This window comes from Streptosporangium sp. NPDC005286, assembly GCF_040607515.1.
GTDB lineage: Bacteria > Actinomycetota > Actinomycetes > Streptosporangiales > Streptosporangiaceae > Streptosporangium.
The window spans coordinates 29,708-51,564 of the sequence record NZ_JBEXGU010000055.1; the positions used below are offsets into that span (position 1 = coordinate 29,708).

Annotated in this window: 23 protein-coding genes and 1 pseudogene; 11 read left to right on the forward strand and 13 right to left on the reverse strand. The window is 68.3% G+C overall.

Features of this window, described 5'->3' with window-relative positions; all coding sequences use genetic code 11:
- Window positions 1-83: 83 nt before the first annotated feature.
- The gene (locus tag ABZU75_RS21180; protein WP_350962647.1) at window positions 84-443 is read right to left on the reverse strand and encodes a plasmid replication, integration and excision activator; all 360 of its coding nucleotides are present in this window, start codon (window positions 441-443) and stop codon (window positions 84-86) included.
- 498 nt (window positions 444-941) lie between these two features.
- Here ABZU75_RS21180 and ABZU75_RS21185 point away from each other — a divergent pair, with 498 nt between their 5' ends.
- The 3 genes and pseudogenes from ABZU75_RS21185 to ABZU75_RS21195 all read left to right on the forward strand — a co-directional run.
- Window positions 942-1,934, forward strand: a complete 993-nt coding sequence (locus ABZU75_RS21185) for a leucine-rich repeat domain-containing protein (protein ID WP_355556681.1) — start codon at window positions 942-944, stop codon at window positions 1,932-1,934.
- Window positions 1,935-2,334: 400 nt separating this feature from the next.
- Window positions 2,335-2,979 carry a hypothetical protein gene (locus ABZU75_RS21190; protein WP_355556683.1) on the forward strand — a complete coding sequence of 215 codons (645 nt, stop codon included), beginning with the start codon at window positions 2,335-2,337 and terminating at the stop codon, window positions 2,977-2,979.
- Between the two features lie 389 nt (window positions 2,980-3,368).
- Window positions 3,369-3,523: pseudogene (locus ABZU75_RS21195) on the forward strand (integrase core domain-containing protein); the annotation flags it as partial.
- 26 nt (window positions 3,524-3,549) lie between these two features.
- Here ABZU75_RS21195 and ABZU75_RS21200 read toward each other — a convergent pair.
- The 7 genes from ABZU75_RS21200 to ABZU75_RS21230 form a co-directional block, all read right to left on the reverse strand.
- A complete protein-coding gene (locus ABZU75_RS21200; protein ID WP_355556684.1) occupies window positions 3,550-4,431 on the reverse strand; it encodes a hypothetical protein in 882 nt (293 codons plus the stop codon).
- 413 nt (window positions 4,432-4,844) lie between these two features.
- Window positions 4,845-6,332 (reverse strand): apolipoprotein N-acyltransferase, encoded by a 1,488-nt coding sequence (gene lnt / locus ABZU75_RS21205; protein WP_355556687.1) that lies wholly within the window; start codon window positions 6,330-6,332, stop codon window positions 4,845-4,847.
- Window positions 6,333-6,526: 194 nt separating this feature from the next.
- Window positions 6,527-6,751, reverse strand: a complete 225-nt coding sequence (locus tag ABZU75_RS21210) for a hypothetical protein (RefSeq protein ID WP_355556690.1) — start codon at window positions 6,749-6,751, stop codon at window positions 6,527-6,529.
- A gap of 357 nt (window positions 6,752-7,108) precedes the next feature.
- The gene (locus tag ABZU75_RS21215) at window positions 7,109-7,585 is read right to left on the reverse strand and encodes a hypothetical protein (protein ID WP_355556693.1); all 477 of its coding nucleotides are present in this window, start codon (window positions 7,583-7,585) and stop codon (window positions 7,109-7,111) included.
- Between the two features lie 80 nt (window positions 7,586-7,665).
- A complete protein-coding gene (locus tag ABZU75_RS21220) occupies window positions 7,666-8,232 on the reverse strand; it encodes a hypothetical protein (protein WP_355556696.1) in 567 nt (188 codons plus the stop codon).
- Between the two features lie 264 nt (window positions 8,233-8,496).
- Window positions 8,497-9,129, reverse strand: a complete 633-nt coding sequence (locus ABZU75_RS21225) for a hypothetical protein (RefSeq protein ID WP_355556699.1) — start codon at window positions 9,127-9,129, stop codon at window positions 8,497-8,499.
- Window positions 9,130-9,377: 248 nt separating this feature from the next.
- Window positions 9,378-9,521: a hypothetical protein gene (locus ABZU75_RS21230; RefSeq protein ID WP_355556702.1), complete on the reverse strand. Its 144-nt coding sequence runs from the start codon at window positions 9,519-9,521 to the stop codon at window positions 9,378-9,380.
- Between the two features lie 289 nt (window positions 9,522-9,810).
- Here ABZU75_RS21230 and ABZU75_RS21235 point away from each other — a divergent pair, with 289 nt between their 5' ends.
- The 3 genes from ABZU75_RS21235 to ABZU75_RS21245 all read left to right on the forward strand — a co-directional run bounded on the left by ABZU75_RS21235 (window position 9,811) and on the right by ABZU75_RS21245 (window position 12,136).
- On the forward strand, window positions 9,811-10,152 hold the full coding sequence (locus tag ABZU75_RS21235) for a hypothetical protein (RefSeq protein ID WP_355556705.1): 342 nt from the start codon (window positions 9,811-9,813) through the stop codon (window positions 10,150-10,152).
- A gap of 419 nt (window positions 10,153-10,571) precedes the next feature.
- Window positions 10,572-10,700 (forward strand): WD40 repeat domain-containing protein, encoded by a 129-nt coding sequence (locus tag ABZU75_RS21240; RefSeq protein ID WP_355556708.1) that lies wholly within the window; start codon window positions 10,572-10,574, stop codon window positions 10,698-10,700.
- 134 nt (window positions 10,701-10,834) lie between these two features.
- Window positions 10,835-12,136 (forward strand): FG-GAP and VCBS repeat-containing protein, encoded by a 1,302-nt coding sequence (locus ABZU75_RS21245; RefSeq protein WP_355556711.1) that lies wholly within the window; start codon window positions 10,835-10,837, stop codon window positions 12,134-12,136.
- Between the two features lie 33 nt (window positions 12,137-12,169).
- Here the strand turns inward: ABZU75_RS21245 and ABZU75_RS21250 are convergent, their stop codons facing one another.
- Both ABZU75_RS21250 and ABZU75_RS21255 read right to left on the reverse strand, forming a co-directional pair.
- On the reverse strand, window positions 12,170-12,646 hold the full coding sequence (locus ABZU75_RS21250) for a DUF1801 domain-containing protein (RefSeq protein WP_355556714.1): 477 nt from the start codon (window positions 12,644-12,646) through the stop codon (window positions 12,170-12,172).
- A gap of 132 nt (window positions 12,647-12,778) precedes the next feature.
- A complete protein-coding gene (locus ABZU75_RS21255; RefSeq protein ID WP_355556716.1) occupies window positions 12,779-13,234 on the reverse strand; it encodes a carboxymuconolactone decarboxylase family protein in 456 nt (151 codons plus the stop codon).
- Window positions 13,235-13,410: 176 nt separating this feature from the next.
- Here ABZU75_RS21255 and ABZU75_RS21260 point away from each other — a divergent pair, with 176 nt between their 5' ends.
- Complete coding sequence (locus tag ABZU75_RS21260; protein WP_355556718.1) at window positions 13,411-15,882, forward strand: tetratricopeptide repeat protein; 2,472 nt, start codon at window positions 13,411-13,413, stop codon at window positions 15,880-15,882.
- A gap of 90 nt (window positions 15,883-15,972) precedes the next feature.
- Here ABZU75_RS21260 and ABZU75_RS21265 read toward each other — a convergent pair whose 3' ends face one another.
- The 3 genes from ABZU75_RS21265 to ABZU75_RS21275 all read right to left on the reverse strand — a co-directional run bounded on the left by ABZU75_RS21265 (window position 15,973) and on the right by ABZU75_RS21275 (window position 18,980).
- Window positions 15,973-16,470: a flavin reductase family protein gene (locus ABZU75_RS21265; RefSeq protein ID WP_355556721.1), complete on the reverse strand. Its 498-nt coding sequence runs from the start codon at window positions 16,468-16,470 to the stop codon at window positions 15,973-15,975.
- Between the two features lie 9 nt (window positions 16,471-16,479).
- The gene (locus tag ABZU75_RS21270; RefSeq protein WP_355556723.1) at window positions 16,480-17,703 is read right to left on the reverse strand and encodes a styrene monooxygenase/indole monooxygenase family protein; all 1,224 of its coding nucleotides are present in this window, start codon (window positions 17,701-17,703) and stop codon (window positions 16,480-16,482) included.
- A gap of 287 nt (window positions 17,704-17,990) precedes the next feature.
- Entirely contained in the window at window positions 17,991-18,980 is a 990-nt protein-coding gene (locus ABZU75_RS21275; protein ID WP_355556725.1) for an AraC family transcriptional regulator, read from the reverse strand.
- A 283-nt stretch (window positions 18,981-19,263) separates the two neighbouring features.
- On the opposite strand from ABZU75_RS21275, the gene ABZU75_RS21280 reads away from it, so the two are divergent.
- The 4 genes from ABZU75_RS21280 to ABZU75_RS21295 all read left to right on the forward strand — a co-directional run.
- Entirely contained in the window at window positions 19,264-19,800 is a 537-nt protein-coding gene (locus ABZU75_RS21280) for a hypothetical protein (protein ID WP_355556727.1), read from the forward strand.
- A gap of 120 nt (window positions 19,801-19,920) precedes the next feature.
- Window positions 19,921-20,322, forward strand: a complete 402-nt coding sequence (locus ABZU75_RS21285) for a hypothetical protein (RefSeq protein ID WP_355556729.1) — start codon at window positions 19,921-19,923, stop codon at window positions 20,320-20,322.
- Window positions 20,319-20,654 carry a hypothetical protein gene (locus ABZU75_RS21290; protein ID WP_355556731.1) on the forward strand — a complete coding sequence of 112 codons (336 nt, stop codon included), beginning with the start codon at window positions 20,319-20,321 and terminating at the stop codon, window positions 20,652-20,654. Before ABZU75_RS21285 ends, ABZU75_RS21290 begins: the two co-directional genes overlap by 4 nt.
- A gap of 95 nt (window positions 20,655-20,749) precedes the next feature.
- On the forward strand, window positions 20,750-21,857 hold a 1,108-nt coding region (locus tag ABZU75_RS21295; RefSeq protein ID WP_355556734.1), incomplete at its 3' end, for an aldo/keto reductase.

The window sequence follows — 21,857 nt, forward strand, 5'->3', positions numbered from 1 at the left end:
TTACTCATTAATTGGAGCGCCGCGCCTCACGCCATCAGCACGCCTATCCGCCGCCCGACCGCAGCCAGCCCCACTATGCGCCGCTATGCGGCGTCTTTACCGCCCTTACCCGCGCCGCTACCAGGCCCAGGCAGGGTCACCCCACGCAACCCACGCGCCCGGTAGGAGTACGCGATACGAGCACGGTCACCATCACCGTTGATCCACGGCGTGACCGTCAACTCCTCGAATTCGACCGGCACGAACGGCAGCCCGGCCAGCGACGGCGGAGCCGGGGGAATCACCGGCTCAACAGGCGAAATCACCTTGATCGCGATGGACTTGGCCGCCGCCTTAAGAGTGGGGTCACCGTCCATCACCGGGACCGCCCAGATCAGGTCACCCGTCGCCTTGTCACGCTGCGGAACGGGCCTCTCACGAGTACTCGCCTCGAAATCGAGCACCGGACTTACCTCACCCACGACATAACAGCCGTGGGGGAACACCGCTTGATGGGATACAGGGATCGGACCCTGTAGTGCCAACGCATAACCCCTCTCGTCACCCCGATGAACTTGTACCCGGATAACGAATAAGCACCCCATAAGGTTCCCGAATAACCTATTTGCAGAGCATATCCTTAACGCCCTATTGGGGGCATCCATTACCCGATCTCACTTGATGCTTGACACGGCCTAGGACGATCTTTCTCCGCTTAGTGGCCCTCCACCCGGGGCGGCGCGACGCCCGGAGGGGTCCCGCGAGACGGCCGCAACGGCAGGCGGTTCTCCTCAATGACGGCCATCTGCGGCCGGGTCGTCCCATGACTTACAAGTCGTTCTCCAGTGCCGGTCTCTAGCGTCATCGTCGACCCTCGTGCCCGAAGCGGTCGAGGAGGGGACGGAGACCGGCATGGCGCAGGGGCGAGCTCAGGCGCGTGAGCGATAAGGAGAAGAGAGATCATGATGGAGTCCGAGGCAGGCCAAGCGATCGCCGTCACACGGATCACCAAGTGCTTGGAGGACGGATCGACCAGCCTCAACCTGTCCGGTCTCGAGCTGAGCACGGTGCCCGAGTCACTCGCCCAGCTCACCTACCTCAAACGGCTCGACCTGCACGGCAACCAGTTGACCGCTCTGCCGGAGTGGCTGGGGAACCTCACCGCCCTCACCGAACTCGACCTGGAGGACAACCCACTGACCGCTCTGCCCGAGTCGCTGGGGAACCTCAGCGCCCTCACCTGGCTCTACCTGGAGGACAACCAGTTGACCGCTCTGCCCGAGTGGCTGGGGAACCTCACCGCCCTCACCGAACTCCATCTCGGCGGCAACCCACTGACCGCTCTGCCCGAGTCGCTGGGGAACCTCAGCGCCCTCACCTGGCTCTACCTGCACGGCAACCAGTTGACCGCTCTGCCCGAATCGCTGGGGAACCTCACCGCCCTCACCTGCCTCTACCTGGGCCGCAACCCACTGACCGCTCTGCCCGAGTCGCTGGGGAACCTCACCGCCCTCACCGAACTCAACCTGGGCGACAACCAGTTGACCGCTCTGCCCGAATCGCTGGGGAACCTCACCGCCCTCGAATCGCTCCAGCTGGGCGGCAACCAGTTGATCGCTCTGCCGGAGTCGCTGGGGAACCTCACCGCCCTCACCTGCCTCTACCTGGGCGACAACCAGTTGATCGCTCTGCCGGAGTCGCTGGGGAACCTCACCGCCCTCACCACCCTCATTCTGGACCGTAACCGGCTGACCGCTCTGCCCGAGTCGCTGGGGAACCTCACCGCCCTCACCTGCCTCTACCTGGGCGACAACCAGTTGACCGCTCTGCCGGAGTCGCTGGGGAACCTCACCGCCCTCGAATCGCTCCAGCTGGGCGGCAACCAGTTGATCGCTCTGCCGGATTCCTTGGGGAACCTCACCGATGCCGCCCGGTTCGGCCCCAATGGTCGCTAACCGATTGCGCTCCCGTACTTCCTGCGCGCCTTAGCCAGGACATCGCCGCGTGATAGCGCTGCTCCACGACACTCAACTCCACCAATGCCATCCCGGCCCCCGAAGCGCAGACAACGCCACGAGCAGGCACAGAAGACGATCAAGGTGTCAAGCATCAAGCGAGGCCAGAGTGTCAACCATCAAGCGAGACAGGACAGACGCCATCGCGGAACATTGCCGAATTATTCTTGTAGGTATCCAGAGGCGTTCGACAGGTTGCGAGCGGAGATCGTGCCGCTTCCCCTCTCTACGATCGTCTCCCGGCCAGGCAGGCAGAACAAGACTGTTTCTTTGGTCTGTACGCTGTCAGGCTGTAACCGTGAACGCTACAGATAGTGAGGTCTGGGATCCCTTCGGCACTTTGCACAGCGCCCTATGGATCGGAGGTGGCCAATGGGCCGGCAAATCCACCGTCGCCAGGCTGCTGGCCACCCGGTACGGGCTGACCGCGTACCACTACGACTATCACGACGCGCGTGCACACAATGACCGTCGGATCGCACGCCGAGCGCGACTTGGCGAGCCCACCGCAGACCCCGACCCGGACAGCGTCTGGGTGAACACCAGCCCTCAAGAGATGGCCGGCGAGACCCTGGCTGGCTTCCCCACGCGGTTCGAGTGGGCTTTGGACGACCTGCGCGGCCTGGTATCGGGGCGACCCATCATCGCCGAAGGTTGGGGACTGCGTCCCGAACTGGTCGCCCCCATCATCGACTCACCCCGTCGAATGATCGTGATGGTGCCGAGCGAGGAATTCCGTGAGCGTCAGCTCCGCGAACTGCCCCGTGCCGCCGCCGTCGATCACGCGGTCAGCGACCCTGATCGAGCACAGCGCAACCGACTCGCCCGAGACCGCCTCGTCGCCGACGAGGCCGCCCGCTCCGCTCGCCGCCTGGGCATACGGGTCCTTGAGGTTGATGGGCTCGATGATGCGGAGGCCGTGGCAGACATCGTGGTCGACCACTTCAGCTCCTATCTGCCGCTGTCGAACGTCTACAGGCCTTGACCGCGCGGCTGATTGTTGCACTCGTGCTGAGCTCCACGGACGCCACCGATGACCCGTCTCAGGGTTGCGGTTCGCATCCGCAGGTTCTACGTTCACGTCCCGAGTGTTTCCTCTAGCGGCTCGCCGTGCGATATACGTGCAATGATCATGGATCTCATGGTGGCGAGGCATAGTCCTGCCGCAGATGGAAGGCCAAGTCTCAGCCGAAACAGTCACGAGCTGGTCCTTTCACCTCCACTCGGTCACACAGCGCCTCGTGGCGCACTACAGCAGCGAGATACAGCAACGCCGTCTAACGTGATCACCTGCCGACGACAGGTTCCGATGGTCTGGTCAGGAGCCGAAGCCGTCATCTGGGCGTCCGGGGGGAAGTCGTCAGGCACCCCACTTCGATGGGGTCGGTCGGTGACTGTTTCGGCAATGCGGTGATCGAATCGTTCTGGGACGAATGCAGACCGAACTGCTCAACCGGCAGCGGTGGAAGACCCATATCGAGCTCGCCAACGCGATCTTGGAATATCGGGCGATCTTCCATAACCGGCGGGCCGTTCTCGTGATCGCCAGAGCGTCTTAAGTGTTCTTGGCGTCCGTCGGAGCGGACGTGTTCTGCCTGCGGACGTACTCCAACAGATCATCTTCGTCGATGACCTCATCGGCGGGCGGGGTGGTGATGACGAGATGGAATCCCCAGTCGGTGTAGCGCGTGTCGCTCCGCTTGACCAGCGGCTCTTTCCCCACTCCCGCGGTGTCGGTGGTGACCAGGCGCTCGGGCAGACCGTCACGGCCGGTCCAGAGTTGCCAGGAGACCTTCCCCTTGCTCTTCTTGCCGATGGGCTTCCCCGAGGTCCAAGCGATGGGGGCGCTCTTGGAAATCCTGCGCAGTTCTTGGTAGCTCATGGTGCCTCGGTAGAGGAAACCGCCGGAGACGGCCTTGCTCGCTGAGCGCTTCAGTACGGCCTTCATCATGGACAGGTCGTACATGTCGATCGGCTGCAGGCTGGCGTCCCGGGCCATGTCCCGGTTCATGCGTCCCCTGTGCTCGTTCGGGAACCGGACCCACTTCTTGCCATCCGGAACGGGCCCGGGGTACCGGGTGGCGTCGTCGTACACGTTTTTACCGACGCGGATCACCCGGTAGGGGTCCGATTTCTTGGACGGGAGCCCCTTGCCTTTCGGCCGGGAGAGATCCCACCAGGTGAAATCCGCAGCCACCGGACCTGACGGGGCCAACTGGAGATGACCGCTGATCCGGATCCCACTCCCGGAGACCGTCGACTTCTTGCCGTAGAAGAAGCGGTTGGTCTCGGAAATCCGAACGCCAAGCTCATTTCGGAACTGCTGCTTGAGCGCACGTGCCGGATCAGGAGCGCCTGCCTGCGCGGCGGCGGGACTCATGGCAGCCGACACGGACGCGATCAGTACGGCGACCGCCAGGGCAGCCAATCGTCTCATGGGGCACTTGTCCTTGTTTTTGGGTTTTTGGGGCATTCAACGGAAAAGTGAAGCTCAGCTGAGATGATAACGGGCGCATTCCATCGGAGACCTTGCCTGCTTCGGCGTTCGGCCTTGTGCTTTTCTGCGTGGCGGGCGGCAACACCGAGCACACGTGCGATGAAGCGGGAGCGATGCCTGAAACCCTGGCACTACGCTCGATCTTCCTAACGGAAGTGCTGACACCCCCTGGACAGGGATGGACACTCACAGAAAACGATCAAGGGCCTGTGAGCAGGTCTTGGGGATGCCGGTGGACACCGACGGACGATCTCGAACTGGCTACGGAACAGAAGGTGAGGGCTGTGCGGGCCTGGCCCTTCGTTCTGCTATCTCCGACTACGGTTGCTGTCTGCCCGAGTCTCGCGGCAGTCCTAATGGGCCAGGCGCCGCCCGACCCGCCGGATGGCAAGCCCGAGAATGGCCGCGATCACGATCGCACCGGACATGAGAGGCACCCAGTCGCCCAACCGGACGTAGAGCGTTTCTTCCCTGGAGAGCGGTACGTCGACGATGAAGGTGCCGCGATACTCGGGCGGGACCCATATCAACGGCCTGCCTCGCGCGTCGAATGCCGCCGAGGTCCCGTCGAGCTCCACCAGCACCGCTGGGCGGCCGGACTCCACCGCTCGTACGGCCTCGAAGCCGGCCTGCTGTGAATGTGCCCAGCTGCCGTGGAATGTGGTGAGCGAGCCTTGCACGATGGTGACATCGGCGCCCATGCGCGCGAGGTCACGCCGCATGTCGGGGAAGGTCGACTCGTAGGAGATCAGTGGGCCGACCTTCAGGCCGGAGACGTTCAGCGTCGTCAGCTTGTCGCCGGGGGATCGGTCCTGTTTGGGGGCCCCGGTGTAATCGGCTATCCAGCCGAGCAGCGGTCGCAGCGGTATGTACTCGCCGAAGGGCGCCAGCCGCTGCTTGGCGTACGTGGCCACGAGCCCTTTGCCGGTGTACTGGTAGGTCGATTTGGTGATCTGCCCGGACGGGCCGCGAGCGTCCACGTTGACCAGCAGGTCGCTGCCTGTCGCGGCAGCGGCCTCACGCAACTGGCGATCAACGTCGGGCCGCTGCTTGGGGTCGAGTCCGACGCTGCTCTGGCCCCACACGATGACGTCGTGGTCGAGTCCCGCGAGTTCGTGGGTGAGCCGCAGATGGACGGCGAGGCGCTTCTGCGGGCCGTAGACGATACCGGGCTGCACACCCGCCACGCGCATGCTGCCGGTCACCACCGGCTCCGGCCGTAATATCCCGTAGCCGACCGCGGCCGCGGCCAGAACGACGGCGACTCCCCCGCCGACCAGCCGGGTACGGAGCATGGCGCCGGGGATCAGCAGGGCGGTGATTCCGATGTTGACCGCGACCAGCAGGAAGCTCAGCAGCCACACCCCGCCGAGGGCGGCGACGGCGAGTACCGGCCCTACCGTCCACTGGCTGAGGCCGAGGAGCCCCCACGTCCCGCCCAGGTGCTTCCAGGAGCGCAGCGCTTCGACGGTCAGCCACACCGAGGGCAGTACGAGCATCGCCACCAGCACTCTGGCGAGCGAGGGCCGCCGCAGTAGCCCGTAGGCGGCAAGCCCGAAGGGCACCCAGACCAGGCCGACTATTCCAGCCGCCACCACCGAGAAGACCCCCAGGTAGGGGAGCACCCAGTGGTGCAGCGTCACAAAGAAGCCGCCCGCCGCCAACCAACTGCGCCATGCCGCCTCCCGAAAAGATCCTGCGCGGGCCAGGAGCAACAGGAGAGGAACGAGCCCCACCCACGCCCACCACCACGCGTTGACGGCCGGAAACGCCAGAGCCAGGCAGGCGCCGATCAGGAGGGCGAGGAGACGGAGCCCCCAGCGGACCAGCACGGCGAGCATGCCATCGAGCTACCCACGCGGACACCGGCGAACCCATCGGCGACCCCGGTAAGGCGAACGGCGACGCTGTAGGCGGCCGTGGCCGCGAGCAGGGCCAGTGCACCCGCGGCAGCGCCTCGGGCCAGTGCCGCAGGACGGATCTCTCTTGCGCGGGTTACCAGCCACCCCATGGCGACCGCCAACCCCGCCCAAGCTCAGCCGGAGTCGAGCAGCACGCTCATGATCTCCGCGATTGACCACCCGCTGGTGGTGTAGGCACGGCTTCCAAGGTCGGCGTAGCTGTGGGAGAGGGCGTTCACGAGGGAGGTTGCCGCGCCGAGTCCCGCTCCGACCGCCAGGGCGCTCACCAGGATCTCTGCGGGACGGGTCGCACGCGAGCGGTCCTGCCAGCGACTGCCATGCCGCTGATCGTTGGTCACGACGTCTTCCTATCGTAAAGATCATGATTTGTGCGGCGGATGTTCCATGCGATCCAGGGATCAGCCGCGTTTGGCGATTGGTGACATGTCCGTTGACGGCCCCCCAACACCGTCACTAAATCTCATCGACATCACCGCCCCGAAGCCCCCGCAACCGGCGCTCAAACGTTGCTGCTTCTCGCGGTCACAGTCAACAACCTTTGCCGACGGGGGACAGGCCAGTCGACTGCGGCATGGTCTCTCCCCCGATCCGGTAGCGGCCGGTCCTGGGGCCTGCCGATTCCAGCAGCGCAGGCGGGGTCAGCATGAGCCAGTCGACGACTGTGTCCGCAACGGCCCGATCCCGGAATTCTGTTCTCATTGGTCGACGTAATCGATGTAGACGCTGTCCGTCTCCGGATCGAGGTAGAACGCTCCGGGGTCTCCTTCGCTCGTCACCTCAAGGTCGAAGGATCCGCTCCGGACCCACCGGGCGCCCGCGGGCATGAACTCGGCGAGCGGCTTCGGAGGCGAACTCGGCGTCTCGGGCTCGAAATCCCACTGTGGCGTTCCCACGATGGCGGCGACGGCGCCTGCTCTCAACTGGGCGATTCCCACCAGTCGAACGTCGCTGGGGCCCGGAGGGGACAGCCTGGAATCGCCGCCCAAGACGATGCCGAGCCAGTGCGCGCCAGACAACCGGCCGAGCGCGGCGAAGCGGCGTTCCAGCGGCTCCAGGTCCGTGCGGACCCGGTCGTCATCCGCGCGTTGCGCAGTCGATGCACACGCCGCGAGCACCGCCACCGCACCGAGCAGGAGCACCCCCCGGCGTCCGAGATCCGCCAGGCCGCCCATGACGCCGCGCTCCTCAGGATTTCCGCGCCCAAGGCGTGATCGCATCGGCCGGCTCATGGCCACCCCCTGTAAATGATCATCTAGTCAGCCCCGCAAGTGTTCTTCCTGGAGAGGAACAGCAGGATCGTCGCGGCGACGTAGAGGAGCCAGACCATGATCGCCAGCCAGGCGGCCAGGTGCGAGTACCAGCCCAGGACTTCATCGGCCCGGAAAGCCGACGTAAACCACAAGAAGAAACAGAGCAGCGTGTACGGTACGAGGCCCACCGCCATGGCGGCCCGCGTGCCCGGCGTCCCGCCTCGTCGCCATGCCAGAGCCGCCAGCGCCAGCGTGATCGCCCCGACTATGGCGTAGGAGTACAGAAGCGTCTGGGCCTTGTCCAGCGCGAACTCGGTGTAGAAGCTCACCCCGTCACCGCCCTTCTCCTGTCTCTCCAGCTCCGCCGCAAGGCCGGGCAGAAGAGCGAGGCTGACTCCCACGACCACCAGCTCGCACAGGCAAGCCGCCAGCAGGCACACGGAAGCACGTCCCGGAACCTTCAACCCCGCCCTCCCCCATCGCCGCCTTCTCTTGGGACCATGGCGGAACCTGCTTGCGAGGCGCTTGTGGATCACAAGGAAATCCCGCCGAACCTTGATCGCGAACACGTCTCGAAACCAGGGCTTCGGCGTAGTGAGACCCGTTTGCTTGATCGGGGTTACGGCTCACGCTCGGAGAGTGGGTGTGAACCGTACGAGCGCGATCTAGAGGATTACTCCTCGGTGGGAACCAGACCCCTCCAACAGGCGGCCCACTCGGACGGGTCACCCAGCTTGACGTTGGTGCCTACCAACGTGATGTGGCCGGTGACGTAGGGAGGTCAGCCGGGTACCTGGATTCTTTCGGCCTTCTGGCGGCGACTGGAGCGGGCGCTACCGGCGGCTGGGGCATGAGCGGAGTTCGTACGTGATCTGCTCACGGGTCTCGTCCGGCAGTCCCTTGTACGTGGCCAGTCGCGTCAGAGCCGCACGGCTCTCGGGCCCGGCCTTGGTGCGGCGGAGTGCCCACACGGCCTTCTCGGCGGCCATCCCCCGCTGCACGTACAGCTCCGCGAGGTCCACGAGCCAGGGCGTGAGCGCCTTTTCGTCATCGACCATGAGGCCGCACCAGTGCAGGGTCTGCTCGGCGATCCAGGCGATGATGCGCCGGGTCCAAATCTCCTCGAAGTCCGTGGTGTCGATGCCCTGGCGGGCGCACTCGGCCTTGGCATCGGCCATGCGCTCGGCGGTGACGTGCCGGGCGTAGGGCATACGTTCGCGCAGAATGGCCCGGATCCCGGTCCACTCGGGGTACGCGTCGTCCTCGCAATCCCAGACGATCGGCTCCTCTGGTGGCTCGGGCGAGGCGAGCACGGCCCGGGACAGGCATGCTTTGAGCACGGCCTGCGCGTAGGTCAGATTCTTCTCGCTCTCCTCTGTTTCCGGTGGCCAGATGAAGCCTGAGCCCCAGGAGAACGGGTAGGCCCGGACCACGTCCGGCAGCAGCGGTGTTTCGTCCGAGATCATGTGACTCCCAGGTATCGCATCGCGCCCTTGGGTCCTGCGTCCTGCCGGAGCCGGGAGCGGCCTGCTCCCCGGCAGGTGAAGTCAGCAGCATGGAGCATCTTGATCGCGAATGGAAGGGTGCCAGAGCCTGAAGGCCACTGGCCACCTGTTATTTCTTGGCGTCGCAATTGGAGATTTCCTACCTCTGAGCCCTTTCATCCTGAGGCCACGTCCGGGGAGGTGGCCAAGGCCGGAGCACTGGCCCGCATTCAGGTAGCGGCCACCACGGCATCGATGGCGTACCTGTGACCATGCAGCCAGGCATCGCGGAGGAGCTCGATCGCCCGCACACAGATCTCCTCGGTCACCGGCTCGACCTTCAGCCGGGACAGATGCCATGCCGCATGATCCATCAGCCACGATGACCTCGACACCACACGTTCGAAACAGACCCTAGTGCGGTGACCACATACGTTCGCCGGGTCGGCGACACGCCGGGCTGGGCTCCTGCCACGCCTGGGTGCTCGCTCACCCGCTGGAGCGTAAGCCGGCCGGCTGCTTGGCCCGTAACCCGAGCCCGTATCCGCAGCGAACGTCGGCAACGCCGGTGCCCACCACGAGCAGCCTGACCAACCCGGTGAACCTGAGTGGTCAACGCATTAGTCTGATTCCGGGACGACTCGGACGGAGGCGCGGACGCAGATGAGCGAGACCGATCCGCACATCCACGTCGAGCAGAAGGTGATGCAGGCCGGTGCCGCCTTTCGCAATGTGATCGTGTCGTCGTTGGGGCTCGTGCCCGACGCACCGAGTGTCGTCACCACCGGTTGCGGACTCCAGGCGCCCTATGCGATGACCTCTCCTCGTCCGGAAAGCGTCACCTGCCTCGTCTGCCGGGAACACGCTCACCGGGAGCACCTGCGCTTCGCCGAGCAGGTGGAGCGCCTGAGCCGGATGCCTGGCGCGCCCGTCACCGGCGACCAGGCGGCCAAGGCCGCGCAATGGGCCCGGGATCTCGCGGAGAGGTTCTCCAAAGTGCGGTGACCACGCGATAGCCAGGGCGGGTGTCACCGACGCGGACGCCATGATGATCAGCGCCCGGCGCCCCCTGATCGAGCCGTGTTCGCCTCGTCGTACCAGGCGTTGCAGCACCTGGCCTTCGGCATCGGTTGATCACCGGGCTCAGCCATGCGCTCCTCCAGCTGCCGGTACTGATCAAGCCGGTACCGGCAGTGGGGCAGGTCATCGAGCAGCGCAGGTCATACGGATTGCCACGACCCGGCGAACCCAAGTGGTCACCGCACTGGCTTGACGTAGGTGCCTGCGAGCATCATCTGGCCCATGGTGTCGATCTCTCCGGATCCGTGACGTCACCCGTGCGGGGATCCTGCGGTGTCCACAACGATGTGCCCGGACGATGGCTGGTACCGCTAGGTTCCGTACTCATGTCCGCCACAGGAACTTTGACCCGCATACTCACCGGTCACGATGATCGAGTGGTGTTGTCGGTGGCGGTGACCCCCGACGGCCGCCAAGTGATCAGCGGCGGTGGCGACGGAACGGCACGCGTGTGGAGCCTGACCACCGAGTAGGCAGGAGATCCTCATCATGGGACTTCCCTGTTTTCCCGGCCGACTCTCCAAGATGGCCGGTCCGGACCATTCGGATGGGTCACCTGGCTTGACGTTGGCGCCGCAGTAACCGACGGAACGCTTAGCATCCCTACATGTCCCCTCGCATAGTGATCATCGTGTTGGCGGCCATGCTCGCTACCGGAGCCTCGTTGCCTCCTCGCCCCGTCCGTGGGGATGTCAACGGGGACGGCGGGGCTGACCTGGTGGTAGGTGGCGCCGGTCTGCTCACGATTCAGCCTCTGAAGGGCAGAGCGGCGGTCCGGAACCAGCACGCGACCGCGCTGTCGACGGGCGACTTCGACAAAGACGGCCTCGCAGACGTGGCGGTCGGCGCCGGCGGCACGGTCACCATCTTGTACGGCCGGCGCGCGGACGGCCATGTCGGCCGGAGCAGCCGGTTCACCCCCGGCCAGGGCGGTGTTCCCCGGCTCGGCACCGGCCACGGCTTCGGCAACGCGCTGACCACCTCTGACTTCAACCGGGACGGTTACGCCGACCTCGCCGTCGGTGCGCCGGAGACCACACTGAACACCGCGGCAGTGCGCGGCGGCGCCGCCGTCGTCCTGTACGGCTCCCGCAGCGGTCTCAGCTCATCCGGGGCACTGCGGCTCAGCGAGGACACGCCGGGAGTGGTCGGCTTCAGCCAGCACAGCCGTCTGTTCGGCGCCGGGCTGGCGGCCGGAGATGTGACCGGCGACGGCTACAGCGACCTGGTGGTCACTGCGCCGTCTGGGCGGCCGGGATACGACATCGGCGGGGCCATCCACGTGTTCAAAGGGTCCGCCAGAGGCGTGACGATCACTGGAAACACCATGGTGACCAGCGGAAATGCGGACGGCCGCGTTATGGATGTGCAGGCGTGCGCGGGTGGCGTCGAGGGTGCCGACAACAAGGCGAACACCGCCAGGTGCACGCGCGAGCCGTTCGGCTGGTCAGTCCGGGTCGGCCGCTTCCACGGCGGCAAGTATGCCGACGTGATCGCCGGGATCGGCACCGGCAGGCTTCTCGTCCTACGAGGCGGCCCCGTGGGCGTCGACAAGCGCCGGTTGAAGACACTGGCTCTGCCCGGCATCGCCGGGACCAGCGACCCGGCCAATGACTACGCCGGCTCGCTCGCGGCCGGCGACGTCGACAAGGACGGTTACACCGACCTCGTCGCGGGGGCTCGCGGCAGGGGCGAGGTCGCCGTCCTGTACGGCTCCGCCGCCGGGCCGCGCCGGCCTGACTGGATCGGGAAAGGCGGGGCCAACGTGGCGCTGCTCGACGTGGACGGTGACACCGTCCCGGAACTCGCCACCACCGGCGAAGACTCCACCCGGGTTTTCTGGATCAAGAACGGCCGGGTTGCCAGGACCATCGCCCTTCCCCTGCAAGGCAGGCTGATCGCACGCTGACCAGAGCCGATACCCGAACTGCCGAAGCAGTCCTCAGCTCGCCGCTTGCCTCACGAGTGCGCTGATCCTCGCCTCGTCGTCGGCGGTCAACTCCGTCAGCGCGAAGGCGGTCGGCCACACGGTGCCGTCGTCGAGGTTCGCCGGGTCGTTGAAGCCGAGGGTCGCGTACCTCGCCTTGAACTTCTCCGCGCTTTGGAAGAAGCAGACGACCTTGCCGTCCTTGGCGTAGGCGGGCATCCCGTACCAGAGTTTCGGCGACAGGGCCGGCGCGTCGGCTTTGATGATGGCATGGAGCCGCTCGGCGATGAATCGGTCCGCTTCCGCCATCCCGGCGATCTTCGCGAGCACGTCGCGCTCCCCGTCGGCTTTGGCCGCGCGCGAGCCGCGGCGCGCGGCCGTCTTCAGCTCCTGGGCGTGCTCCTTCATCGCCGCTCGTTCTTCGTCGGTGAACCCGTCGAACTTCTTGTCAGCTGCGGCGGTGCTCTTGGTGGCCTTGCGCGTTTCGTTCATGGTGGGAATCTCCTTGTCGGAAAATCTTGGTAGGGACGACCGCCGTGGCGGCTTCGCTGAGAGGGTTCGCGGCGATGAGGCGAGCGGTCCCGGGCCACGGGTTCGAGCACGCCGCCCGGGACCGCGCACCGCTCACCCCCATGCGCCGGCGATCTGCCGGGTGGTGGCGTTGAGCCGGTTGAACAGGTTGGTGACGCCGATCATCAGAACGATCGCGGCCAACTGCTTCTCGTCGAAATAGGTGGCGGCCCTGTCCCAGACCTCGTCGCTCACGGCTTCGGCACGGTCGGCCAGCCGTGTTGCGGCCTCGGCCAGCGCGAGCGCCGCCCGCTCCTCCTCGGTGAAGTACGGGGTCTCCCGCCAGGCGACGACCGTGGCCAGCCGCTCGTCGCTCACTCCGACCTTACGAGCGGTCTTGGTGCCCCCGTCGACGCAGGAACTGCAGCCGTTGATCTGGCTGACCCGCAGATGCACCAGCTCCAGCGTCTGACCGTCCACCCCACCGGCGTGCACGGCCTTGAAGAGCTCCTGGATGGGCTGCATCGCGCCGGGCAGGATGAAGGCCGGGTTCTGCATACGGGACTGCATCTTGGTTCTCCTCTTCCGGATCGACGCCCCGTCCCTCGGGGCGTGACTCCATAACAGCCGGACCGGCTTGCCATGACGATGGCGGTGGGACACCGTGGGACAGTTGAAACGGCTTTGGCCTGCGGCGATTCGTCCCGGTAAGTTTCTTCCGCGACGGGACAGAGAGGCAGGACACGATGGTTGTGCAGAAGGCGGACCCCCAAGACGAACTGGCCGCCCGGCTGCGCCTGCTCCAGGAGCTGTCCGGGCGCGGTGTGCGGGCCCTCGCACGGGACACGGGCCTCAGCTCGTCGTCGCTGTCGCGCTACCTCAGCGGCCAGTCGGTGCCGCCCTGGCCCGTGGTGATCGAACTTTGCCGCCTCGTCAAGCGTGACCCCCGCCCGCTGCGCCCCCTGTGGGACCGGGCAACGAACCCCCTGCCGGCGCCCCCGAAGACGAGCCGCCAGGTCCAGCCCCCGTCGCCTGCCGCCGGTGCCCCACGCCTACCCCGCAACGATCTGCCGCGCGACATGCCCGACTTCACTGGACGTGAGGCCCAGCTCGCCGCCGTCCTCGCCATGGTGGACAGCAGCCGGGTGGTCGCCATCGACGGCATGGCGGGCGTCGGCAAGACCTGTCTGGCGGTGCACGCCGCGCACCGGCTCGCCGCCGAATACCCGGACGCCCAGCTCTATCTGGATCTGCACGGGTTCACCGACGGGCGGGAACCACTCGATCCCGATCCCGCACTGCGGGCATTGCTCGCCGCACTCGACGTCCCGTCGGAAAAGATCCCGCAGGAGGGCGGTGTCGAACCGCTGGCCGCCTGCTGGCGGTCGGAACTGGCCAGCCGCCGGGCCGTCGTGGTCCTCGACAATGCCGCCGGCGCTGACCAGGTCCGCCTGCTGCTGCCCGGCGCAGGCCCCTCCGTCGCCCTGATCACCAGCCGCAACCGGCTGCTGGGCCTGGAGGAGGTGCCCCCGGTGTCGCTGGACGTGCTGACCTCGAAGGAGAGTGCGGAGCTGCTGGCCCGCGCCAGCGGCGATCCCAGCGGCCCCGACGGCCGGCTGGCCCGCGACCCGGAGTCCGCGGCCGAGGTGCTGCGGTTGTGCGGCCATCTGCCGCTGGCCCTGCGGCTGGCCGGGGCCCGGTTGCGGCACCGACCGGGCTGGACCGTAGGCATCCTCGTCGAGCGTATGGCGGAGGGCGTGAGCGAGTTCGACACCGCGTTCGCCATGTCCGTACGGCAGCTGGATCGGGCCGAGCGCCGGTTGTTCCGGTTGCTGGGCCTGCTGTCCGGGTCGTCCTTCGACGAGTACGTGGCGGCGGCACTGGCGGACGTGCCGCTGCGCAGCGCACGGGCGATGCTGGAGGACCTGCTCGACGCGCACCTCATCCAGCAGCCGTCTGCTGGTCGCTACACGCTGCACGACCTGGTGCACCAGCACGCGCGCCGAGCCGCCGCGGAGCAGGATTCCCCGGTGGAGCGGGAGCAGGCGCTGGGCCGGGTGCTCGACTATTACGTGCACGCGGCGGCCGCCGCCGACGCCGCGATGCCGCACGTGTCCGGCAGCCGCGCGGCCTCCGCAGGCCGGCCCCCGGCCGAGCTGCCGCGGTTCACCGACAAGCATGCGGCCCTCGGCTGGTTCGTCACGGAGTACACAAACCTGATGGGCGCCTTCGAGGTGGCGGTTGTCACCGGAGCCGACGCGCACGTGTGCGAGCTGCCGCGCTTCATGCGGGCGTTCTTCGCGCGGCGCTGCGGCACGACGCACCTCAACGTCCTCTTCGAGCGATCGCTGGCGGCCGCGCAGCGCCTGGGGGATCCGTGGCAACTGGCTGAGGCGCACAGCGACCTGGGCTTCGCCCGCTACAACGCGGGCCGGATGGCAGAGGCCGGCGCCGCATACGAGGCGGCGGCACCGCTGGTGTCCCAGGCCGGGGACACCCGCTCTGAGGCAGATCTGATCATGCGCCGTGGCTACCTGAGGTGGGACGAGGGCTATGTCGAGGAGCCACTCGGCCTCTTCCGGCTGGCGGGGAAACTGTACGCGGACGCCGGCTGCCCGATGGGCGCGGCCCATGCGACCGCCTACGAGGCTTGGGCGATGCTGCAGCTGGGACACCGCGAGGAGGCGGCGCGGCTGGCCCGCGAGGTGCTGGACATCGCGCACGCCGACCCCACCTGGCCGGCCGCGCTGACAGCCCGGATCACCCTTGGCATGGCCATCGCCCACGAGCAATCCGACGAGGCAGCAGAGCACCTGCACCAAGCCCTGGAACTCGCCCGCGAGGACGGCCACAAACACAACGAGGCGTGGTGTCTCAACTGCCTGGGCGTCGCCCTGCGCCAGATGGGCCGCTACGAGGAAGCGCTGGCCAGCCACCGACAGGCGTTCACACTCCTGGATGAGCTGTTCGAGGAACACTGGAAGATCCACTTCCTCAACGGCTACGGCGAGACCTGCCGACTGGCCGGCCTGCCCGACGAGGCCTTGCGCCTGCACCGTCAGGCACTCGAGCTGGCCCCGAAGGTGGGCTACCGGCACCAGGAGGCACTGGCCCACGAGGGGATCGCGGCCGTGCTCGACGAGACGGACCCGGCTGCCGCCGCCGAGCACCGCGCGGCGGGGCAGGTCATCCGGCAGGAGCTCGAACCAGGGGCCTGACGTGACTGGTCGCTCCCGCGGATCATGTCCGGTCTGCGTTTTTCAGGCGCCAGGCGCCACAGTGCCTCGCCGAAAAGGGAGGCCACCGCGTCAGTCCACGGCGCCGAACGCCATCTCCCGGTCCGGCGAGGAGAACACGCGGTAGCCCCCCGAGTGGAAGACCAGCGGCTCGCCCTCCGTCCGCCGGAAGTGCTCGACCTCTCCGACGAAGATGAGGTGGTCGCCCCCGTCGTAGGTGCTCACCGTACGGCAGGCGAAGTGGGCGAGGGTTCCGGTGAGCACCGGAGACCCACCGGGTGCCGGGTGGGTCTCCACCCCGGCGAACTTGTCCGGCAGCGGCGTGGCGAATCGCCGGGACAGGTGCTCCTGTCCGGCGGCCAGGACGTTGACCGCGAACCGCTCCGCCTCGGCGAAGGCCGGTGCGCTGGGAGCCCGCCGGGCCAGGCACCACAGGACCAGCGGCGGGTCGAGCGAGACCGAGGTGAAGGAGTTGACGGTCACACCCAGCCGGTCACCCCGCCGGGTGACGGCGGTGACCACCGCCACCCCGGTGGCGAACTGCCCGAGGGCGTCGCGCAGAGACCTCATGACCCCTTCTCACTTCCCGAACCGCGCCAGATACCCGGCCGCCCCGGCCGGATCCATGAACCAGCCCGCGTAGTCCGACGGGTCGTCGAAGCCGTTCACGAAGCGGGAGGCGACCTCGGGCAGCCGGCCCGCGGCGCCCAGAATCTCCAGCACGTGCGGCGGCGGGGGCGCGAGAAGCGCGTTCGTCCACGCGGTGACGTGCCGGGCACCCTGCCAGTAGCGCTCGAAGGCCCGCTCCATCCACGCCGCGTCGAACGGCCGCTCACCACGTTCCAGGATGTCGGACAGGTAGGAGGCCGCGCACTTGGCGGCGTTGTTGGCCCCCTGCCCGGTGATCGGGTCGTTGAGCACGACCACGTCGGCCACGCCCAGGACCGGGGCGCCGGACGGCAGCGTCGCCACGGGCCTGCGCACGACGGGGGTGAAGCGTCCCGACAGGACGCCGCCCTCGTCGGTGAGCTCGACACCGCCGCAGCGATCCGCCTCCCACGGCAGGAAGGTCTCCAGGACCCACCGGCTTCTGGCCAGGTGCTCGGCGGGGGTGCGGACGTCCGCCCAGCAGTCCATCGGTCCGCCGGGGACACCCTCGAACACCATGATCTCGCAGGGACCGGTGACGGTGAGCGCGGGAAACACGAAGTACTCGCCGACCCCGGGAATCACGTTGAAGCACACCGCGGAATGCCCCGGTCGCGGTACGAGACCGTTGACGTAGGTGAGGGCCAGGGCCCGCTGCGGGGCGCGGTACGGCGAGCGCGGCGCGTCCCGCTCGAAGAGCGAGGCGATGGGCCCCTTGCCCGCGGCGACCAGGACCAGGTCGTACCGGGCGGCGTAGTCCTCCAGGTCGTCCACGGTCGCGTCGTGGATGACGATCTCGCCGCCGAGCCGTTCCACCTCGGCCATCCACCCGGGCATCTTCAGCCGCTGGTCGACCGAGCGGGCGGGCGTGTCGAGCCGGGCGGCCCAGTGGATGGCCGGTTCGCCGTCGGGACCGGCCACCGCGAACTGGATCCCGTCGATCGGCGGGCAGTCATCCGCCCACAGGTCCAGGCCAAGGTCACGCTCGTGGCCGAGGGCGATGCCGAACATGGCCTGGCTCGACGTGACCCGGCCGCCGCGAATGTCATCGGGGGTTCGGTTGGAGACGACGGTGACGTCGTAGCCGTTCCGCAGCAGGCCGAGGGCGAGGTGCAGGCCCGCCTGACCGGCACCGACGACCAGGATTCTGCGCATGACGATGTCTCCTTTTCAACGGAAGGGGAGGAGAAGGACTGAGCGGCGCCTGATGAAAAGGTACGGCGGGCGCCGCCCCGCGGGCCATCCGCTCAGCGCGGGTTCCATCCGTCCGGCGCGGAATCCTCGTCGCACCGCGGTCCCTCGCGCTCCTCGGCTCCTGCTCTCCCGGGCTTCTGGTCCTCTGCTCTTCTGCGCCGCGGCTCTCCGCGCTCCCGGCCTTCCGTACTCCGCGCGGGACCGCGGGACCACGAGACCACGGGACCGCAGAAGGGGTGGGCGGGGCGTCAGGCGCCGCGCAGCGTCTGGGACGGCGCCCGGCCGTACCGCTCGCGGTAGAGCGCGGCGAACCGTCCCTGGTGCAGGAAACCCCACCGCGCGGCCACGCCCGTCACGGTGCACCTGGCGGGGTCGCCGGCCGCCAGGTCCTCGTGGACCCGGCCCAGTCGCACGTCCCTGAGATAGGTCATCGGGGTCAGGCCGAGATGGCGGCGGAACCCCTCCTGCAGCGACCGGCCGCTGACCGCCACGGCGCGCGCGACGTCCTCGGTCGACAGCGGCCGGTCGGCGTGGCCCTCGATGAACTCCATCGCCCGGCGCACCACCTTGGGCAGGGCGGGAGAGCGCGGGGCCGCCAGCCGCGCCCGGTAGTTGGACGGCTGCTCGGTGAGCAGGGAGGTGAGCAGCGCGTTCTCCAGGTGGGCGACGGCCAGCGGCTGCACGGCGAGCCCGTCGCCGTGCTCGGCCTCCCCGACGATCACATCGGCCAGCGCCCGCCAGGCCCGCGCCCAGCCCGCCGTCATGTCCATGCCCAGGTCGAAGACGATCGGCCGGTCGAGCCGCTCCCCCAGCATCAGCTCCAGCGCGCCCTCGACGGCCGGACGGTCGAACTTGACGATCAGCTGGGGACAGCCCGCCTCCCAGCGCATGTCGAGGTACTCCGACGGCGACGGCAGGGAGGCCAGCCGGGGCGTCGAGACGATCTCCTGCCCTCCGCACCGGATGAGGCTGCGCCCGGCCAGCGGGATCTGCACCAGGAAGAAGGACTCCAGCTCGCCCGGCTCGATGCGGACGCCGGCCCCGTAGTCCAGGTAGTTCACCCGCACGGCGCCCAGCTGGGCCGAGTTGAGCCGCGCGGCCAGCCTCGCGACACCGCCGGCGGGCTCCAGCCGGTGCGGGCAGAACACGCCGGACACCCGCTCGCGGGCCTCATCGAGGTCCGCTGTGTCGAAAAGCGGCCTGTTACGGAGAGGGATCCGCTCCTGCCCCTGTCCCATCGACGCTCCCACCTTCGGGTGCCCGGCGCACGCGGCCTACATGACGTGCCCGTCGCGCATGACGTGTCCATCGCGTGCGTACGGCGGCGCGGACCGCGCGGCCGATCCCGGCATGGTCGCAGGGCCGGGCACGGCCGACCACGTACAAATACGGATAAGCGCGCGAACGCGGGAGCCCCACGGCGGGCCGGTGTCCGGTCCCCGGACGGCGCGGTTCCCCCGGGGCGGGAGAAAGTGCTGGTAGGTGTAGTAGCTGTCCCGGCAACCGGCCCCGAGCGAGACCTTGTCCCACCGCACCAGACGTTCCCAGGCCCCTACGTTCCGGACACTGCGCCGGATACGGCGGTACAGGCCGCCCGAGCGGCTGCTGTTCGGCGGCGTCTACGGCACCGTGCTGGCCAGCGGCCTGGCGGCGGCCCTGGACCGGACCGGCACCGCCCCCGATCCGGGGTACGACGCGCTGTGGGTGCTGATCTCCGCGCTCGCGGCGGCCGTCGTCCACGGTTACGCGTACGCCGTGGCCAACCACACCGCGGCCGACCAGCCGACCGCGCACACCGTGCGCTCGGTGCTGGGCGAGTGGCCGCTGGTCGCGGCCACCCTGCCCACGCTCGGCGCGCACCTGGGCGCCTACGCGGGGTGGTGGAAGCAGTCCACCGCCGTCGATGTCGTCCTGGTGTTCAACGCGGTCACGCTGTTCGGCTGGGGGCTGTGGGCCTCGCGCGTCTCCGGCGGCTCGTGGCGGGCCGCATGCCGGGCGGGCGGCGTCTACACGCTGCTGGGCCTGCTGATCATCGTCGCGAACACCTTCGTCAAGTAGAGCCGGCGGGCGGTTTCCGGAGACGACGGGCTGCGGGGACGCCTGGGCGAGGCGATCGGGCAGCTGGCGGCGCGCGGGCAGAGCCCGTCGGGATACTTCTACGAGCTGTCCGGCACCGACATGAACTACAACTTCGAGGTCATGCTCCCGGAGATGGCCGAAACCTACCACTTGACGGGCGACCGGACGCTGGTGTCGATGGCGCGGAAGTTCACCGACTGGCTCGGCTACAACCTGGTCCGCGAGCCCGACGGCTCCGGCTACATCGTCAACGTCGCCCCGTCGACGCGTACCAGCGCCCGCTTCTACGATGAGGTGCGTCCCGACCCCGACCGCACCGCGCTCAACTCGCTGTTCGTGCCGGAGGTGCCGGAGCTGGGCGCGTTCATGAGCTCACAGGAGGACCTCGCCGCGGCGCGCGCCGCCTGGACGGCGAGCCGGGCGGACAGGCGTGGACCGGGCGCCAGCACGGCGGAGGCCGCGCCTTCGGCATCCGCTACCGCACCCCCACCTCCTCGGTGAGCACCGACGTGACCGTCACCCGCGACGCCGTACGGCGGGTGGTCACCACCGCCTCCCCCGCGACCGAGCAGATCCCGCTCATCCTGCACCCCACCGACCGGCTGACCTTCACCGACGGCACCGCCGCCCCGTACGGGGCCAACACCGCCGCGACCGGCGACGGGCTGGACCTGCGCCGCGGCGACACCGTCGTCCGGATCCGCTGGGGCGCGGCGCGCCCCGCGACCCTGAGGTTCGGCTCCTCGACCTACCTCCGCGACGCGAAGCAGCTGATCCACGTGCTGCGCATCCCGCACGACACCGGCATCGACGTCACCGTCACGCTGGACTGAGCCACCTGTCATCCGCCACCCGTCTCCGGGTGCCCCCGACCTGCGCCCGAACCCCGGTCGGGGGCACCCGGAGGCGGGCTGGCAGGATCTGTGCCGTGAACCATCGCACGCTTGGCCGCACCGGCATCCAGGTCAGCCCGCTCTGTCTCGGCACGATGATGCTCGGGGCCTGGGGAAACACCGACTACGACGAGTGCGAGCGCATCGTCGGCACCGCGCTCGACGCGGGCATCAACTTCATAGACACCGCCGACGTGTACGCGTTCGGCGAGAGCGAGACGATCCTGGGCAGGGCCATCAAGGGCCGCAGGGACGAGATCGTACTGGCGACGAAGTTCCACAACCAGATGGGCGACTCTCCCAACCGGCGTGGCAACTCCCGTCGCTGGATCATGCAGGCCGTCGAGGACAGCCTGCGCCGCCTGGACACCGACTGGATCGACCTCTACCAGGTGCACCGCCCCGATCCGCAGACCGACATCGACGAGACCCTCGGCGCCCTGTCCGACCTCGTGCGCCAGGGCAAGGTACGGGCGATCGGCACCTCCTCCTTCCCCGCCGAGGAGATCGTCGAGGCCCAGTGGGTCGCCGACCACCGGCAGCGCGAGCGGTTCTCGACCGAGCAGCCCTCGTACTCGATCCTCGCCCGGCACGCCGAGGCCGCGGTCCTGCCGGTGGCCGAGCGCCACAACCTGGGAGTGATGGTCTGGAGCCCGCTGAACGGTGGCTGGCTGACCGGCAAGTACCGCCGGGACGCGCCGCTGCCCGCCGGCTCCCGGGCCTCCAGCAACGGCGACCACTTCGACTTCAAGGTCGAGGAGATCCGCGCCCGCAAGCTCGACGTCACCGAGAAGCTGGCGGTCCTGGCCGACGAGGCGGGCATCTCGATGATCCACCTGGCCCTGGGCTTCGTGCTCTCGCACCGGGCCGTCACCTCGGCGGTGATCGGCCCGCGCACGCTCGAGCAGCTCACCAGCCAGCTCGGCGCGGACGAGGTGCGGCTCTCGCCGGAGATCCTCGACGCGATCGACGAGCTGGTCCCGCCGGGGACGAACATCAGCCCCGACGACGTCGGCTACGTGCCGCCCGCCCTGACCGACCCCGCCCTCCGCCGGCCGGGTACTGCTGCGGCCGCTCGCGGGCGCTCCGCTGGGACCGGTCTCGGTACGAGGGCTGCGGATCGCCGGAGCCGAGGTGGGTGCG